We start from the raw sequence: 15,616 nt of genomic DNA, 5'->3' as shown, positions 1-15,616 counted from the left end.
TCTCCTGCCCGATGATCGTGGTCGAATCGTGCGCGCGTCGTAGGCCATGGCTGAGTCGCGGGCGGTCTGCGACGCCCGTAGGTACGCCACAAGAGCGTCACAGAAAGCCCATAGACACCGGGCGTTGAGTGAACGTCATGAACACCACGAAGCACACCAGCCAACAGTCCACCTCGATCTTCGGCTCCCTCAAGTCGCTCGGACGCGGCATCGCCGTCAGCTCCGCCGCCGCCGTCATGGGCATCGGCACACTGAGCGCCGCCGACGCCTCCGCCGCGGGCGTCGCGACGGGCGTCCGGCACGCGAGCACCGTGACGTCGACGACGAACGCCGCGACGAGTCTCGAACTCGACCGCCGCGCCGCCTACGTCATCCGCAACGGCAAGATCGTCGCCTCCTGACGGGGCCCGACCCCGCCGACCCCACAGACCTCCTGCACCGGTGAGTCACGCAGATCGTGACGCCGAGATGAGCGCCCCACACGCCGCGCGACGTTCGTGGTGTTCGGCGCGCACCGGGGCGCCACCACGCCGGATCGCAGGAACCTCGTGACCGATCGACGTCCATCTCCTCGTCGTCGGCGCGAATCGCGAGCGGATGGACGACCGCTCGCCCACGACACCGGCTAGGGCCACCTCCCCCTCCCCACGGCCCTGGCCGGTGTCTCACCGCTCACATTTCGCAGAAATTTCGCCCCCAAGACTGTTGCGAGGTTAAGTCCTGGGTAACAATGGGTGAAGCCCCCGGCAACCTGATGACCCCAGAGCACCAGGCGGTCGGGGGATCCAAGCCTCTCGAGCGAAGGCCCTCACCGCGGTGGGGGCCTTCGTCGTGCCTGCCCCGCTCAGCCGGCGGCCGCCGTTTCGAGGTCGGCGACGACCATTTTCGTCATCGAGAACATCGCCTGAGAGACGCGTGCGACGACGTCGGGGTCGGGCGTCTGCATCAACTCGGTGAAACGGCGCGGAATGATCTGCCAACTGACGCCGAACGGATCCTTGCACCAGCCGCACGGGCTCTCGGAGCCACCGTTTGCCGCCAGGCCGTTCCAGTAGTGATCAACCTCGTCCTGTCCGGCGCAGGAAACCTGGAAGCTGAGGCCTCCGTCTGTGGAAAGACCGGGCCGCCGTTGAGCAGGGTGAACGGATGGACGTCGAGCTCGACCTGCTCGAGCATCACCCGCCCGGCGCGAGAGGCGTTGGGCCCAGGGTTTTCGGGTCGTCGGGATGGCGGACGGTGTCGACGCGCCGCGAGTTCGGGAACAAGGAGAGCTAGAGCTCGGCGGCCGGTTCCGCCGTGTCGTCGAGCCAGATGCAGGGTGTGATGTCGGTCAAGCTCGCAGTCTGGCACCGACCTCCGACAACCGGGTGTCGGCGTCTCGAGATTCCGCGGAACTCCGGGGTTGTCGCCGCCGGCGGGTAACGTCGCAGGCGTGAATGAGGAGCAGGCATCAACACTCGATCAGGCGGAGCCGAGCGCGTGGCGTGACGGCGTCGTCGTCCGCGGCGCGCGGCAGAACAACCTCAAGGACGTGGCGCTCGACCTGCCGCGCGATTCGATCGTCGTGTTCACCGGTGTGTCCGGTTCGGGCAAGTCGTCGCTGGCGTTCGGCACGTTGTTCGCCGAGTCGCAGCGGCGCTACCTCGAATCCGTCGCGCCGTACGCGCGGCGCCTCATCGATCAGGCGGGCATGCCGGACGTCGACGTCGTCGAAGGCCTGCCGCCGGCCGTCGCACTGCAGCAACAGCGCGGTGGGGGCGGCGCGCGCTCCGATGTCGCGACGGTGACGACATTGTCGAGCCTTGTGCGCATGCTCTACTCGCGCGCCGGGTGGTATCCGCCGGGGCAGGCGATGCTCTACGCCGAGGATTTCTCGTCGAACACCGTCCAAGGGGCCTGCCCGACGTGCCACGGCATCGGCCGTGTCTACGAGGTCACCGAGAAGAGCATGGTGCCGGATCCGTCGCTGACGATCCGCGAGCGCGCCGTCGCGTCCTGGCCCGTCGCGTGGGCGGGGCAGAACCAGCGCGACATCCTCGTCGCGCTCGGCTACGACGTCGACACGCCCTGGAAGGACCTGCCGAAGAAGGATCGCGACTGGATCCTGTTCACCGAGGAGCGCCCCAGCGTCGGCGTGTACGCGGGCCTGACGCCGAAGCAGACGAGGCGTGCGCAGAAGCAGGGCATGGAGCCGAGCTATCAGGGCACCTTCATCGGAGCGCGACGCTACGTGCTCGACACCTTCGCCAACGCCAAGAGCGCCACGACGAAGAAGCGCGCCTCGCGCTACCTGACGAGCGAGCTGTGCGGCACCTGCCACGGCGCCAAGATCAAGCCCGAAGCGCTGTCCGTGACGTTCGAGGGGCTCGACATCGCCGCCTTCTCGCACCTGCCGCTCGAGCGCCTCGCCGAGATCGCGCGCGCCGTCACCGCTGACGACTGGAGCCCGGCCGAGGCCGCGCACCAGGACGATCACGTGCACGACGCCGAAGCTCGGGAAGCGTCGACGCAGGCTCGCGTGGCAGGTGGCGGAGCATCGCACGATGCCGCGCCCGACGTGCGGCGCACGCCAAATCTTTCGGTCGAGAAGCGCGCGGCAGCGCAACGTCTCGCAGCCGACCTCGTCACGCGCCTGCAACCGATGATCGACCTCGGCCTGGGCTACCTCTCGCTCGATCGCACGACGCCGACGCTCTCCGGCGGCGAACGTCAGCGCCTGCGCCTCGCAACGCAGCTGTCGTCGAAGCTGTTCGGTGTCGTCTACGTGCTGGACGAGCCGTCTGCCGGGCTGCACCCGCGCGACCTCGACGCGCTCATCGGCATCCTGCACGGGCTGAAGGAGCGCGGCAACAGCGTGTTCGTCGTCGAGCACTCGCTCACCGTCATCCACGAAGCCGACTGGCTCGTCGACATCGGCCCCGGAGCCGGGGAGCAGGGCGGCCGAGTGCTCTACAGCGGCACGCCGTCCGGGCTCGCTGACGTCGCCGAGTCCGAGACCCGCCGCTACCTGTTTCCCCGCGACGACGACGCCCCCGGCGCCTCTTCGCGGCGCTCGCCCCGCGAGCCGCAAGGCTGGCTGGCGTTCGCGGACGTGACGCGCAACAACCTGCAGGGCCTCGACGTCAGCTTCCCCGTCGGATGCCTGAGCGCTGTCACGGGTATCTCCGGCTCGGGCAAGTCGAGCCTCGTCAGCCAGGCGGTGCCTGCGCTGCTGCGCGAGCACCTCGGCAGCGGCGGCGCTCCCGAACCCGAGCTGACGGGTGACCCCGAGACCGATCTGCTGCTCGGCGACGACGTCGATGACATTCGCGGACGCGTCACCGAGGCGCCCCCGGGCGTGCGCCGCGTCGTCGTCATCGACCAGAAACCGATCGGGCGCACGCCGCGCTCGAACGTGGCCACCTACACGGGCCTGTTCGACCACGTCCGCAAGCTCTACGCGGCGACCGACGAGGCGAAGCGCCGCGGCTACACGGCGGGTCGATTCTCGTTCAACGTGCCCGGCGGTCGTTGCCCGACGTGCGAGGGGGAGGGCAGCGTCATGGTCGAGCTGCTGTTCCTGCCGAGCATCTACACGCCGTGCCCCGACTGCCACGGCACGCGGTACGAGGCGAGCACGCTCGAGGTGACGTGGCACGAACGCTCCGTCGCCGACGTGCTCGCGATGAGCGTCGACGAGGCGCACGCGTTCTTCGACGGTGAAGACTCGATCCATCACAGCCTCGCGGTGCTGCGCGACGTCGGCCTCGGCTACCTGCGGCTGGGGCAGCCCGCCACCGAGCTGTCCGGTGGTGAGGCGCAGCGCGTCAAGCTAGCCTCCGAACTGCAGCGCGCCTCGCGCGGAGACACGCTCTACGTCCTCGACGAGCCGACGGCCGGCCTGCACCCGGCTGACAGCGACCGCCTCATGCGCCACCTGCAGGGCCTCACCGACGCGGGCAACACCGTCGTCATGGCCGAGCTCGACATGCGCATGGTCGCGCAGGCCGACCACGTCATCGATCTGGGGCCGGGCGCGGGCAAGGACGGCGGCCGCGTCGTCGTCGCGGGGTCGCCGGCCGACGTCGCGGCAGACGACAACAGCGCGACGGCGCCCTACTTGCGTGAGGTGATCGAGAAAGTCCTGCAGTGACAGCTCGGCCGCGAGCTATGGCCTGGGCCGGGTGAGTCTGTAGGGCATGTCCTGCTTCCAGGGTTCGCCCATGAGCTTGTGGGACAATCGGGATGTGGGGCGGGAGGCACACACCGAGCGCTTTCTCGTGACCCACCCGTCGCGAAGGAGTTACTATGAGCCTCGAAGGCACCATCGTCGAGACACCGCTGCATCGTCTCGCCTCGCACGCGTGGAAGGCGATCGCTGGCGTCGGCGCTGTGAGCATCATCGTCGGTCTGATCGCCCTGATCTGGCCGGGGCCGACCACCGTCGTCATCGGTGTGCTGTTCGGCATCTTTCTGCTGCTGAGCGGCCTCATGGGGCTGTTCGTCGGGTTGGCGGTGCCGATGCCGGGGTTCGTGCGCGCTGCATCCTTGCTCGTGTCCGCGTTGTCGGTCGTGCTCGGTCTGCTCTGCTTCCGCAGCGAGACGCACTCCGTCACTCTGCTCGGGCTGTGGATCGGCATCGGCTGGATCATGAACTCGATGACGATGCTCGCCCGCGGCCTTTCGACGAAGGGCCAGGGCCGCGGGTGGGTCATCGTCTCCAGCGTCATCGGCATTCTCGCGGGCATCGTGCTCGTCGCCTCGCCCATCTCGTCCATGGCGACCCTCGTCTGGATCGCGGGTGTGTTCCTGCTCGTCACCGGCATCGTCGAGATCATCCGCGCGATGCAGCTGCGTCGCCGCGCACGCTCCCTCTGACGAGCCTCGTCCTCGACGCGAGAGCCCCCCGGCGCACGAGCCGGGGGGCTCCGGCGTGTTCCCGGCGGGTGCGGTGGCTGGTCACGTGACGCAGACGGCCGCCCGGTAGGCACGCCCTCGATCGTCGCAGCGCCGACTCGTGGAGTGCACGCAGGCCGGGATCGCGGGTCGCCGCGGCCACAGATCGTCCTCGCGCGCCGGTCACGATTGCGGTTGATGCCGCCGGATGGCGGAAACTATGGGGCGTGTCGACGATTCTCTTCTTCCACGCCCACCCTGATGACGAAGCGAGCCAGACCTCGGGGGCGATGGCGCGAGCCGTTTCCGAGGGACATCGTGTCGTCGTCGTGTATGCGACCAACGGTGATCACGGGGATGCCCCCGACGACCTCGCGCCCGGCGAGAGCGTCGTCGATCGACGACGCACCGAGGCCGCCGGGTCGGCGCAGGTGCTCGGCACGGCGCGCGTCGCGTGGCTCGACTACGCCGACTCCGGCATGACGGGGTGGGAGCAGAACGCCGGCGAGAAGGCGTTCCACGGCGCCGACCTCACCGAAGCGGGCCAGCGGCTCGCCGACATCCTCGACGAAGAGGCCCCCGACGTCGTCGTCGGTTACGACTGGCATGGCGGGTACGGCCACCCCGACCACGTCAAGGTGCACCCGGTGATGCACCGGGCGCTCGAGCTGACGCGCGAGACGCCGAGGCTTTTCGAATCGACGATGAACCGCGATCGCATGCGCGTCATGTATCGCAAGGCCGTCGAGGCGGGCGTCTACCCCGAGGGGGAGGGGTTCAACCCCGATCAGCCCATGGACGACGGCAACCCGCTCGGCCTGCCCGAGCGCGAGATCTCGTTCTACGTCGACGTCACGCCCTGGCTCGAGAACAAGCGCGCGGCGCTCGCAGCGCACGCCTCGCAGTCGGACGCGCGCGGCATCCTCGAGATGCCTGACGAGGTCTTCCCGCTCGCGTTCGGGCGGGAGCACTACGTTGACGTCGCGGCGATGGAGGCGTCAGGCATCCCGTCGCTCGACGGCCACGCCCACGGCGCGCGCCCCGACGGCGAGCCGCTGCCGGAGGGCTGGTTCTTCTGAGCCCCCGCTCCCTGCATCGCAGAAGTAACCAAGAATCGCGGATGGGACGGGCGCGGCCGCTGGGGGCCGGAGGATTCCAGCGGGTCATAGAGGGAGCAGGTACTCGGCCTCGTCGGCCGGGCACTCGGCTGTCGGGTTCTCGACGAGCCGGAACCCGCGACGCCGGTACGCGGCAGCCGCGCGCTCGTTGGCGCGGTAGGCGTGCAGCCCGATGGCGCGCAGCCCTTGCTGGCGCGCATCGCTGATGACGGCGTCGACGAGCGCGTCGAACACGCCGGTGCCGCGGCGCGCCGGCTCCACCCACATCTGCACGAGGAACGCGATCTCGAGTGCCTCGTACCCCAGTGCGCCGACGACGGCCGGGTCGTCGAAGTACACCTGGCCCGGTCGTAGGCCGATCAGCCCGTCGGCGCGCGGCGCGACCTGACTCGACGCCTCCGGCTCACCTGCGTCCGGCATCCACAGGTACGTGCCGGGGCTCATCGCGCGCTCGGCCCAGACCTGCTCGGTGAACTCGCTCTCACGGGCGAACGTCGACCCGAAAGCCTCTGGGTTCGTCGACAATGCCCGCAGCCGCACGTCACGGTAGGTCTGCCACGGAAGGGCACCGGCAGGGAGAACAGTCATGACGCCCAGTCTCGTGACGCGGCGTGGACCCGTCAACGCGAAGCCGCTACCGCCGGATCGGGTCGAAGAGGCAGCGATCGGTCAGCGCCGAGGCACAGCCGTGTCGCCGCCCGATCGCGCCGGCGGCACGGTGATTCGCCGTATTCAGCGCATCGTGAGCTATTCGTTACCTGCGCGCCGCATTCGCCGTCAGCACACGGGACGGCGACGCGTCGAGGCGGCGTCAAGAGGCGCGGTCCAACCCTGACAACGCCGTCGAACGGCTCGTGTTTCCGAGGTAACCCATAGGCTGAAGCGAACTGCAGCCCGCGTGATCCGGGCGATCCAGCCCGCCTGGGCGTGGCTTCTCCAGCCCATGACGGCGGCCGAGGACGCCCTGCGTCACCGTCAAGGAAGGGAGGGTGAGGCCTGTGTGGGATTTCATCGCCGACCGGTGGGAGGACATCGCCTACCGCAGCTACCAGCACACGTCGCTCGTCGTGCAATCCGTGCTGCTCGCGACGATCATCGCGCTCGTCCTGGCCGTCATCGTCATCCGCAACAAGAAGCTCGAGAGCTTCGCGAACATCTTCTCGGCGATCGGCCTGACGTTGCCGTCGTTCGCGCTGCTCGGCATCCTGCTGCCGCTCGTCGGCATCGGTGCGGTGCCGTCGGTCATCGCCGTCACCTTCTACGCCGTCCTACCGATCCTGCGCAACGCCGTCGTCGGTCTGCAGGCTGTCGACGCGAACCTGCTCGAGTCCGCGCGCGGCATGGGCATGAGCAAGGTGGCGACGCTGCTCAAGGTGCGTCTGCCACTCGCGTGGCCCGTCATCCTCGCGGGGGTGCGCACCTCGACGCAGATGTCGTTCGGCGTCGCGGCCATCGCCGCCTACGCCCTCGGCCCAGGTCTCGGCGGCTACATCTTCACCGGCCTGTCTCAGAACGGTGGCGTCAACGCCATCAACTTCGCCCTCGTCGGCACGATCGGCATCGTCATCCTCGCCCTCGTGCTCGACCTCATTCTCGTCGGCATCGGCCGACTGACGATTCCCAGGGGTATCCGTGCCTGATCTGTTCCGCACCGACCACGACGCTCCCGTCACCGAGACCGTCAACGAGCAGCCCGCCAGCCATGACGTCACGGGCGCCGAGATCGTCTTCGACGACGTCGTCAAGAAGTACCCGGGCCAGGCGAAGGCGGCCGTCGGCGGCCTCAGCCTTACCGTCCCCGCCGGCGAGATGGTCATGTTCGTCGGCCCCTCCGGCTGCGGCAAGACGACGTCGCTCAAGATGATCAACCGGCTCATCAACCCGACGAGTGGTCGCATCACGATCGACGGTGACGACGTCAAGAACCACAAGGTCGACGACCTGCGCCGCAAGATCGGCTACGTCATCCAGGGTGGCTCGCTGTTCCCGCACCTCACCGTCGCCGACAACGTGGGCGTCGTGCCGGGGCTGCTCAAGTGGGACAAGAAGCGCATCGCCGCGCGCACGGACGAACTGCTCGACATGGTCGGTCTCGACCCTGCGCGCTACCGCGACCGCTACCCCCGCGAGCTGTCGGGCGGGCAGCAGCAGCGCGTCGGCGTGGCCCGTGGCCTGGCGGCCGACCCACCCGTCATCCTCATGGACGAGCCGTTCGGCGCCGTCGACCCGATCACCCGGCAGCGGTTGCAGGACGAGATGCTCAGCATCCAGCGCCAGCTGAGCAAGACGATCATCTGCGTCACGCACGACATCGACGAGGCACTGAAGCTGGGCGACCGCATCCTCATCCTCTCCGAGGGCGGGCGGATCGAGCAGTACGACACCCCCGAGAACATCCTCGCGGCGCCGGCCAACGAGTTCGTCGAGGACTTCGTCGGCTCGGGTTCGGCGCTGAAGTCGCTGCAGCTGACACGCCTCGACGAGATCGGCGCGACGCAGCTGGGTACCGTCACCGTCGGAGCCGACGCGTCCGAGGCGCGCGAGGCCGCCCAGCGTGGCGGTTCCCCCAACGTCGTCGTGCTCGACGAACGCGGACGCCCGGTCGACTTCATCAACGTCGAGCGGATGCGCGGCACCCGGGTCGAGAACCGTGGGGTCAACCTCATCACCGTCGACTCGCGTGCCACCCTCAACGACGCCCTCGACGCGATGCTCACCTCGAGCCACGGCGCCGTCGTCGTCACCGGCGGGCGCGGCGAGTACCGCGGCGTCGCGTCGTTCCAGCAGGTGATGGAGCACATCCGTCAGGTGCAGGAGCAGGCGGCCGCACTCAGCGAACGCGTCGACGGAGAGGCTCACGCGAGCTCGACGGTCGTCGCCAACACCTCCTCGACCACGGACTTCGACGCTCAGGCCGACGAGGGGGAGCAGCGATGAGGAAGCGCCTGGGGCGTGAGCGGTTCGGCATGATCGTCGGCCTGCCCATCCTCATCCTGCTCGTCGGCGGTGGCTGGGTGATCTGGCGCCTCAACGCCGACCTCGACGACATCGAGGCCCGCCAGCTCGAGTGGAGCCTGCTCGGCACCCTGTTCTGGCAACACCTCAAGGTGACGGCGGCCGCTGCCGTCGCGGTGCTCGTCACCGCCATCCCGCTGGGAGTGCTGCTGACGCGTCCGAGATTCCGGCGATTCTCCGGCCCCGTCATCGCCATCGCGAACGCGGGACAGGCGACGCCCGTCATCGGCCTCATCGTGCTGCTCGCGATGTGGATCGCGTTCGACTTCTGGACGGCGGTGCTGGCGCTCGCGATCTACGCGTTCCTGCCGGTGCTGCGCAACACCATGGTGGGGTTGCAGCAGGTCGACCAGACGCTCGTCGAAGCCGCACGCGGCATGGGCATGAGCCAGATGGCGACGCTCCTGCGCATCGAGATGCCCCTGGCTGCGCCCATCATCATGGCCGGCGTGCGCACCGCGCTCGTGCTCGTCGCGGGCACGGCCTCGTTCGCGGCCTTCATCAACGCCGGTGGCCTGGGCGAGCTCATCACGACCGGCATCAAGCTGTTCCGCTACCCCGTGCTCGTCAGCGGCGGCATCCTCATCGCGCTGCTCGCCCTCGCGTTCGAATGGGCCGGGCGCCTGCTCGAAGCCCTGCTCACGCCGAAGGGAATGTGATCGGATGACACGCCAGCGAATGAGGCGAGCGACGGGCGCCGTCGTCGCCGTCACGACGGCCGTGACGCTGAGTTCCTGCGGCCTCGGCACCTCGGGCGGGCTGACGACGAGTGCCAAGCTCGCGGGCCCCCTGGCCTCGGTGAAGAAGCTCGACGGGCTCGACATCGCGGTCGGTTCCAAGGACTTCACCGAGCAGCAGATCCTCGGCAAGATCGCCGTCATCATGCTGCAGTCGGGCGGCGCGAAGGTGAAAGACTTCACCGCCATCCCCGGTTCTGCGGCCTCGCGCCAGGCGCAGCTGACGGGGCAGGTGCAGCTCATCATGGAGTACACGGGCACGGCGTGGATCACCTACATGGGCAAGACCGACCCCATCGCTGATTCGCGCAAGCAGTACGAGGCCGTGAAGGCGGAGGACGCCAAGAACGGGTTCACCTGGCTGGAACCTGCGCCCATGAACAACACGTACAGCCTGGGCATGCGTCAGGACTTCGCGAAGAAGTACGGGCTCAAGGATCTGTCGGATCTCAAGAAGGTGCCTGTCGGCGAGCGCACGTTCTGCATCGAGTCGGAGTTCGCGAACCGCAACGACGGCTTCCAACCCATGCTCAAGGCGTACGGGATGACGTACGGCAAGGACGTGCCGACCGGCAACATCCGCAAGATGGACACCGGCGCCATCTACTCGGCGATCGACCAAAAGGTCTGCAACTTGGGTGAGGTCTTCACGACGGACGGGCGGATCAAGAGTCTCCACCTCGACGTCATGAGCGACAGCAAGCACTTCTTCCCCAACTACAACGTCTCGCCCGTGGTCAAGACGACGATCTACGACACGTATCCGCAGATCGCGCAGATCCTCGAACCGGTCGTGAAGAAGCTCGACAACGACACCCTCATCGATCTCAACGCCCGCGTCGACGTCGAGGGCAAAGATCCCGGCAAGGTCGCCGAGGAGTGGTTGAAGAGCGAGGGCTTCATCGAGTAGGTCGTGGCCGAGGGTGCTGATGGTGCGTCGTCAGCTGCCCGACTTCTGTGCAGCTGCCCCAGGAATGTGCTGAACAATCCTGGGGCAGCTGCACATTTCTCGTGCAGGTAATGGCACGTCGTCGGCGTGGCGGCACTCGAGGGGCACGGGTGTCACAAGGCTCGGGCGACGAACTCCCGCAGATCGGTGATGGTGCGTACCTCGTGCATGTCGACGATGGCGGCGTATCGGTGTGCGACGGAATCGCCCTGGCCCCACTGTGATTCGGCTTCCGGGTTGAGCCACATCGCGTGCCTCGCCTGCTGCGCGATGGTGCGCAGCGCGTCGTAGCGCGGGTCGGTGTTGTTCGTGCGCGCGTCGCCGAGGATGAGGACGGTGGCACGCGGCGTCACCGCGTCGAGGTGGTGTTCGACGAAGTCGGCGAACGTCTGGCCGTAGTCGCTGTTGCGGTGCCCGCGCGTCATGCGCCGGTTGCCCTTGAGCGCTTCGACGAGGTCGCCGTCGCGCCCCACCTCCTTGACGACCGCGGTCAGCTCGTCGACGGTGTTGACGAACCCGAAGACGCGCACGCGCGCGAACTGCGCCTGCATCGCCTGCATGAGCAGGATCGTGAACCGGCTGAACCCGGCGACCGAACTCGACATGTCGGCGAGGATGACGAGCTCCGAACGGTTCGGCGCGTGATGCGTGAACACCGGCTCGATCGGTACGCCGCCCGTCGACATCGACGCCCGCAGCGTCCGCCGGATGTCGATGCGCCCATGTGACGCGCGGCGCCGCTTGGCCGCCATCCGCGCTGCGAGCTTGCGGGCGAGAGGGTCGACGACGCGCCGCATCTCCGCGGCATCGACGGCATACGTCTGGCTGAAGGCGCGACGCTCGAGCGGCGTCGTGACGGCGTGCTCCGCCAGCCGTTCGACACCACGGATCTCCGCGTTGCGTCGCCGCGTCTCGGTCTCGACACGGCGCCGGAACGCGGCGACGCGCTCGCGGGCGTCGTCACGATCGAGCCGCTGCGTGAAGCGCTCCGGCTGCCACCCTTGATCGGCACCCATCGCCTGACCGCTACCACCACCCCCGCCGCCCGAGCTGCCACCGGCCGTGCCGCCGTCAGAACCGCCGGCTTCTGGGCCCTGCTGCATGAGCTCGGATGCGCGCGCGATGGCGAGGTTCGGCTGGAACTGCTCGATCGCCTGGTTCGCGCTGAACCCGTTCTCACCCTCGCGCCGCAGCACGCCGAACTCCGTGACGACGGTGGCTGCGAGGGCGTTCAACGCCCGCTCGTCCTGAGCGGCGAGAGCCTGCGCGAGGATCTCCTGCAGCGCCCTGGCGCGCTCGCGCAGGGCCGCGGCGTCCGCCGTCAGGGGGTCGAAGTCGTCGAGTGCGTCGAACGAGTCGGGTTCGGGCTCGCCGTCGGGGTGAGCACCGGATTTGTCTGCGGCGCCGTCCTCTTCGAGGTCCGTCAGGCGCGTGCGCGCGCCCAGGGCGGCGGGAAAGTAGAGGTCGAACAACTCGTCGAACACGCGCCGCTGCTCGCCGCGTCGCATGAACGCCGACGCGAGACCCTCGCGCAGACGCTCGCGATCGTCGAGCCCGAGAGCGGTGACGATGCGCCCCGCGTCGATGACGTCGCTCGTGCCGACGACGACGCCGTGGCGCCGCAACGCGTTCGCCAACGACACGAGTCGACGCTGCAGCACGCCCGCAGACGCGATGCCCGGGCCGGCGGATGACGTCACGGACGCGCGCGGTCCGTAGCCCGCGGTGTCCGAGTGCGCAGCTCGCCGCCCGGCGCCCGGCGCACCCGCGCCGGCGGGGATGACGGCGTCGTCAGGCATCGAGCTTGAGCAGCGTGGAGGCGCGTTCGATGTCGTCCTGGTGCTTGAGCAGCACGCCGAGGTTGGCGCGCAGCACCGTCGCGTCGAGATCGCCCGTGCCGTCGGCTCCGAGGGCGATGAGGGTGCGCGCCCAGTCGACGGTCTCGGCGACGCTCGGTGCCTTGCGCAGTGGCATCTGGCGCAGTCGGTGCACGAGTCGCACGACGGATTCGACGAGCGCCGCGTCGAGACCCGGCACCTTGAGTTCGACGATGCGCTGCTCGAGCGCCGGCGTCGGGTAGTCGATGTGCAGGAACAGGCAGCGTCGACGCAGCGCCTCCGACAGGTCGCGGGCGGCGTTCGACGTCAGCACGACGAACGGTCGCTGCGTCGCACTGATCGTGCCGAGTTCGGGCACCGTCACCTGAAAGTCGCTCAGCACCTCGAGCAGGAGGCCCTCGACCTCGACGTCGGCCTTGTCGAGTTCGTCGATGAGAAGCACCGTCGGCTGCGTGTTGCGGATGGCGCGCAGCAGCGGACGCGTCAGGAGGAAGTCGTCGGTGAAGATGTCGGTGGCAAGCTCGTCCCAGTCGTGGGCGGCGCCGCCCGATGGCGAGCCGACGGGGCTGGAGGCGTTCGTTGACGCCACACCGGACGCGCCCGGCGTGGCGCCCGGCGTGGCGTCCGGCTGAGCGCCCGCGGCGCTGTTCGTGGTCGATGTGGACGCGGCCGCGCCCGACGAAGACGCCTGTGCCAGAGCGGTGTTGGCGGTGATGCGCAGGAGCTGCTTGGCGTGGTTCCACTCATAGAGGGCGCGGGCCTCGTCGATGCCCTCATAGCACTGCAGCCTCACGAGGTCGGCGTCTGTGCCCGTCGCGCCGGACAATGCCGCCGCCACCGCCTTCGCCAGCTCGGTCTTGCCGACGCCGGCCGGCCCCTCGACGAGCAGGGGCTTGCCGAGGGCATCAGCGAGGAAGACGGTCGTCGCGATGGCGTCGCTCGCGAGGTAGCCGGCCTCGGCGAGGCGGTCGCGGACGTCGTCGACGGATTCGAAGTGCGCAGTCACCGTGCCATTGTCGCGGATGGCTCAGGCCGCGATCGGCGAAAACGCAGAACGGTTTGACCGGGTAGGCCCTCGGAACGATTCGATGTGACGCCGGCCCCACAGCTCGCGCACACCTCGCAGTCAGGTGTACGATTAAATATAGATAACCTAATTAAACGAAGGGAAGAGATGTCCACCGCGCATCCGCCAACCGCGCAGGCCCCGATGAGGACGATCTTGTCGCACGTCATCGTTCCAATCCTCATGGGCCTCATCATGTGCGCCGCCTACCTCGGTGGTTTCCACAAGCCGTCGCCCCACCACGTGCCCGTCGCCGTCGTCGGTCAGGCTCAGCAGGCCGGCCCGCTGGCGGCCAAGGTGCAGGACGCGTTCGGCGACGAGGCGGACGTCCGCACGATCGCGACGCCCGAGCAGGCCACGGATCAGCTGAAGCACCTGAAGATCTCCGCGGCCTACGTCCCCGGTGACGGCAAGGCCGAACTGCTCACCGCCGGTGGCGCGTCCGACACGACGAAGTCCGTCGTCGAGAAGATGTTCCGCCCCGTCGCGGAGAAGCAGCACGATGCGCTGACCGTCAAGGACGTCGCGCCCCTCACCGAGGACGACCCCGCCGGCCAGAACGGTTTCTTCTTCCTCGTCGCCCTGACGGTCGCCGCGTACGCCACGTCGATCGCCATCGGCGCGGCGGCTGCGAGCCGCCCATTCGCCCAGCGCATCGCCCTCGCCGCCGGCGCCGCCGTCGTCATCTCGACGATCGAACTCGCGATCGCGGCGTGGGGTTACGACATGTTCGGTGGGCACGTGCTCGCAACGTGGGCGCTGTCGCTGCTCTACACAGCCGGCGTGCTGACGGTCGGTGTCGGCCTGCACCCGATCGTCGGACGGTTTGCGACGCTGCTGTACTCGGCGATCTTCGTCGCGCTCAACTTCACCTCGTCCGGCGGCGTGTTCGCGCCCGTCATGCAGCCGAGCTTCTTCGGTTGGCTGCACGACTTCTGGATCGGCTCCGGCTTCGTCGAGGCGCTGCGTCGCATCATCTACTTCCCGGACGCCTCGATCGCCGGTCCGCTCACCATCCTGTTCGGTTGGTTGGTCGTCGGGTTGCTCTGTCTCGCAGCCGGATGCGCGGTCGAACAGCGACGTGTTGCGCGAGCCCGTGAGCTCGAGGAAGCTGCGTCCAGCCCCGTCGGACGCCACGCCGAGCAGGCGCATCAGGACGAGCGCGACGAGCTCGACCCCGAGACCGAGGAGGAACTCGAGGAGAACGTCGCCGTCTGACGTCCTCTCTCTTTGCGCCTAGATGCACCCGGGTGCATCTAGGCGCAAAGAGAAGACACCAGGGGTGTGGAGAAACGCGTCACGGATGACGCGTTTCTCCACACCCCCTTCGTGTCCCTCGATGCCTCACGAGCTGCGAGCGAGCCGATGGAGGGCCCACCACGCTAGCGGCCGGTAGGCCTGCCCGACGATGGGCGGCAGATCCATCGCCATGTGGCAGCGACACCCGCCCCGACGAACCTCGACGCGGTGCTCGCCCGTCGTCGTCAGCCCCAGGACGCTGACGCGCCAGCTCCACGTCCTCGCCACCGCATCGACGTCGGTGATGACGAACCGCCCCACCGTCACCGGCCCGAGACGCCATCGTCCTTGCGTGCCGGGACGGATCACCACGGCATCCGCCTCGACCGGCGGCATGTGCGGCGACCAGTCACGCCACCGATCGACGTGCACGTAGGCCTGCCACGCCGCGTCGACACTCGCGGGCCCGTCAGCATGGACGTCGATGCGCTTCATGTCCGAATGCTAGGCGTTCCAACGGAACCCAGGTCGCGCACAGCCCTCGGACGCCCCGCGCCGACCCCAGCACGCACGATGGCGCGTAACTCACACGCAGGCGTGCAGTTGCGTGCCTACCTGTGAGTTACGCGCCATCCTCAGGGTCAGGCGACCCTCGACTCCGTTCGCTTGATCCTCAGCGCGCGGACTACTCCTTGGCTCAGTTCCTCAGCGCCCGATTCGGCAGGGCCGGGCCGTCGCACGCTCCGGCGCGGACCTACCTCGGTCGGGCTTGATCGTCA

The 15,616-nt window shown here is 68.6% G+C and carries 13 protein-coding genes and 1 pseudogene; 9 read left to right on the top strand and 5 right to left on the bottom strand.

What is annotated here, in order from left to right; translation table 11 throughout:
- Positions 1-137: 137 nt before the first annotated feature.
- Positions 138-401 (top strand): hypothetical protein, encoded by a 264-nt coding sequence (locus EDC82_RS13425; protein WP_131941840.1) that lies wholly within the window; start codon positions 138-140, stop codon positions 399-401.
- A gap of 626 nt (positions 402-1,027) precedes the next feature.
- On the opposite strand, the pseudogene EDC82_RS15070 reads toward EDC82_RS13425, so the two are convergent.
- Positions 1,028-1,228 (bottom strand): annotated as a pseudogene (locus tag EDC82_RS15070) (hypothetical protein); the annotation flags it as partial.
- A gap of 204 nt (positions 1,229-1,432) precedes the next feature.
- Between EDC82_RS15070 and EDC82_RS13415 the strand changes: the two are divergent.
- From EDC82_RS13415 to EDC82_RS13405, 3 genes are all read left to right on the top strand, one after another.
- On the top strand, positions 1,433-4,132 hold the full coding sequence (locus tag EDC82_RS13415) for an excinuclease ABC subunit UvrA (RefSeq protein ID WP_131941838.1): 2,700 nt from the start codon (positions 1,433-1,435) through the stop codon (positions 4,130-4,132).
- 155 nt (positions 4,133-4,287) lie between these two features.
- Positions 4,288-4,857 carry an HdeD family acid-resistance protein gene (locus EDC82_RS13410; protein ID WP_006945042.1) on the top strand — a complete coding sequence of 190 codons (570 nt, stop codon included), beginning with the start codon at positions 4,288-4,290 and terminating at the stop codon, positions 4,855-4,857.
- Between the two features lie 245 nt (positions 4,858-5,102).
- Positions 5,103-5,954: a PIG-L deacetylase family protein gene (locus tag EDC82_RS13405; protein ID WP_115296842.1), complete on the top strand. Its 852-nt coding sequence runs from the start codon at positions 5,103-5,105 to the stop codon at positions 5,952-5,954.
- An 84-nt stretch (positions 5,955-6,038) separates the two neighbouring features.
- On the opposite strand, the gene EDC82_RS13400 is transcribed toward EDC82_RS13405, so the two are convergent.
- Entirely contained in the window at positions 6,039-6,581 is a 543-nt protein-coding gene (locus tag EDC82_RS13400; RefSeq protein WP_006945007.1) for a GNAT family N-acetyltransferase, read from the bottom strand.
- 410 nt (positions 6,582-6,991) lie between these two features.
- Here EDC82_RS13400 and EDC82_RS13395 point away from each other — a divergent pair, with 410 nt between their 5' ends.
- Genes EDC82_RS13395 through EDC82_RS13380 form a run of 4 tightly spaced genes read left to right on the top strand, consistent with a single transcriptional unit; the run spans position 6,992 to position 10,655 of the window.
- Positions 6,992-7,633: an ABC transporter permease gene (locus tag EDC82_RS13395; protein ID WP_038569784.1), complete on the top strand. Its 642-nt coding sequence runs from the start codon at positions 6,992-6,994 to the stop codon at positions 7,631-7,633.
- A complete protein-coding gene (locus EDC82_RS13390; RefSeq protein WP_115296844.1) occupies positions 7,626-8,930 on the top strand; it encodes an ABC transporter ATP-binding protein in 1,305 nt (434 codons plus the stop codon). The genes EDC82_RS13395 and EDC82_RS13390 overlap by 8 nt, the downstream gene beginning before the upstream one ends.
- Entirely contained in the window at positions 8,927-9,667 is a 741-nt protein-coding gene (locus tag EDC82_RS13385; RefSeq protein ID WP_006945175.1) for an ABC transporter permease, read from the top strand. The genes EDC82_RS13390 and EDC82_RS13385 overlap by 4 nt, the downstream gene beginning before the upstream one ends.
- 4 nt (positions 9,668-9,671) lie before the next feature.
- Positions 9,672-10,655, top strand: coding sequence for a glycine betaine ABC transporter substrate-binding protein (locus EDC82_RS13380; RefSeq protein WP_038569779.1), 984 nt, complete (start codon positions 9,672-9,674; stop codon positions 10,653-10,655).
- Positions 10,656-10,807: 152 nt separating this feature from the next.
- Here EDC82_RS13380 and EDC82_RS13375 read toward each other — a convergent pair whose 3' ends face one another.
- Positions 10,808-12,493, bottom strand: coding sequence for a VWA domain-containing protein (locus EDC82_RS13375; protein WP_131941836.1), 1,686 nt, complete (start codon positions 12,491-12,493; stop codon positions 10,808-10,810).
- Positions 12,486-13,538: a MoxR family ATPase gene (locus EDC82_RS13370; protein ID WP_131941833.1), complete on the bottom strand. Its 1,053-nt coding sequence runs from the start codon at positions 13,536-13,538 to the stop codon at positions 12,486-12,488. Before EDC82_RS13370 ends, EDC82_RS13375 begins: the two co-directional genes overlap by 8 nt.
- A 204-nt stretch (positions 13,539-13,742) precedes the next feature.
- Here EDC82_RS13370 and EDC82_RS13365 point away from each other — a divergent pair, with 204 nt between their 5' ends.
- The gene (locus EDC82_RS13365; RefSeq protein ID WP_143181242.1) at positions 13,743-14,816 is read left to right on the top strand and encodes a hypothetical protein; all 1,074 of its coding nucleotides are present in this window, start codon (positions 13,743-13,745) and stop codon (positions 14,814-14,816) included.
- A 126-nt stretch (positions 14,817-14,942) separates the two neighbouring features.
- On the opposite strand, the gene EDC82_RS13360 is transcribed toward EDC82_RS13365, so the two are convergent.
- Positions 14,943-15,332 (bottom strand): SRPBCC family protein, encoded by a 390-nt coding sequence (locus EDC82_RS13360; protein WP_006946391.1) that lies wholly within the window; start codon positions 15,330-15,332, stop codon positions 14,943-14,945.
- Positions 15,333-15,616 lie beyond the last annotated feature (284 nt).

The sequence above is a fragment of the Dermacoccus sp. SAI-028 genome, assembly GCF_004346775.1.
Classification (GTDB): domain Bacteria; phylum Actinomycetota; class Actinomycetes; order Actinomycetales; family Dermatophilaceae; genus Dermacoccus; species Dermacoccus nishinomiyaensis.
The sequence above is the reverse complement of the archived record's forward strand: the minus strand, read 5'-3'. Positions and strand labels throughout refer to the sequence as shown.

Coding starts and splice junctions, on each gene's coding strand:
- EDC82_RS13365 (WP_143181242.1), top strand. CDS start 13,743: ATGAGGACGATCTTGTCGCACGTCATCGTTCCAATCCTCATGGGCCTC.
- EDC82_RS13410 (WP_006945042.1), top strand. CDS start 4,288: ATGAGCCTCGAAGGCACCATCGTCGAGACACCGCTGCATCGTCTCGCC.
- EDC82_RS13425 (WP_131941840.1), top strand. CDS start 138: ATGAACACCACGAAGCACACCAGCCAACAGTCCACCTCGATCTTCGGC.
- EDC82_RS13385 (WP_006945175.1), top strand. CDS start 8,927: ATGAGGAAGCGCCTGGGGCGTGAGCGGTTCGGCATGATCGTCGGCCTG.
- EDC82_RS13375 (WP_131941836.1), bottom strand. CDS start 12,493: ATGCCTGACGACGCCGTCATCCCCGCCGGCGCGGGTGCGCCGGGCGCC.
- EDC82_RS13360 (WP_006946391.1), bottom strand. CDS start 15,332: ATGAAGCGCATCGACGTCCATGCTGACGGGCCCGCGAGTGTCGACGCG.
- EDC82_RS13400 (WP_006945007.1), bottom strand. CDS start 6,581: ATGACTGTTCTCCCTGCCGGTGCCCTTCCGTGGCAGACCTACCGTGAC.
- EDC82_RS13380 (WP_038569779.1), top strand. CDS start 9,672: ATGACACGCCAGCGAATGAGGCGAGCGACGGGCGCCGTCGTCGCCGTC.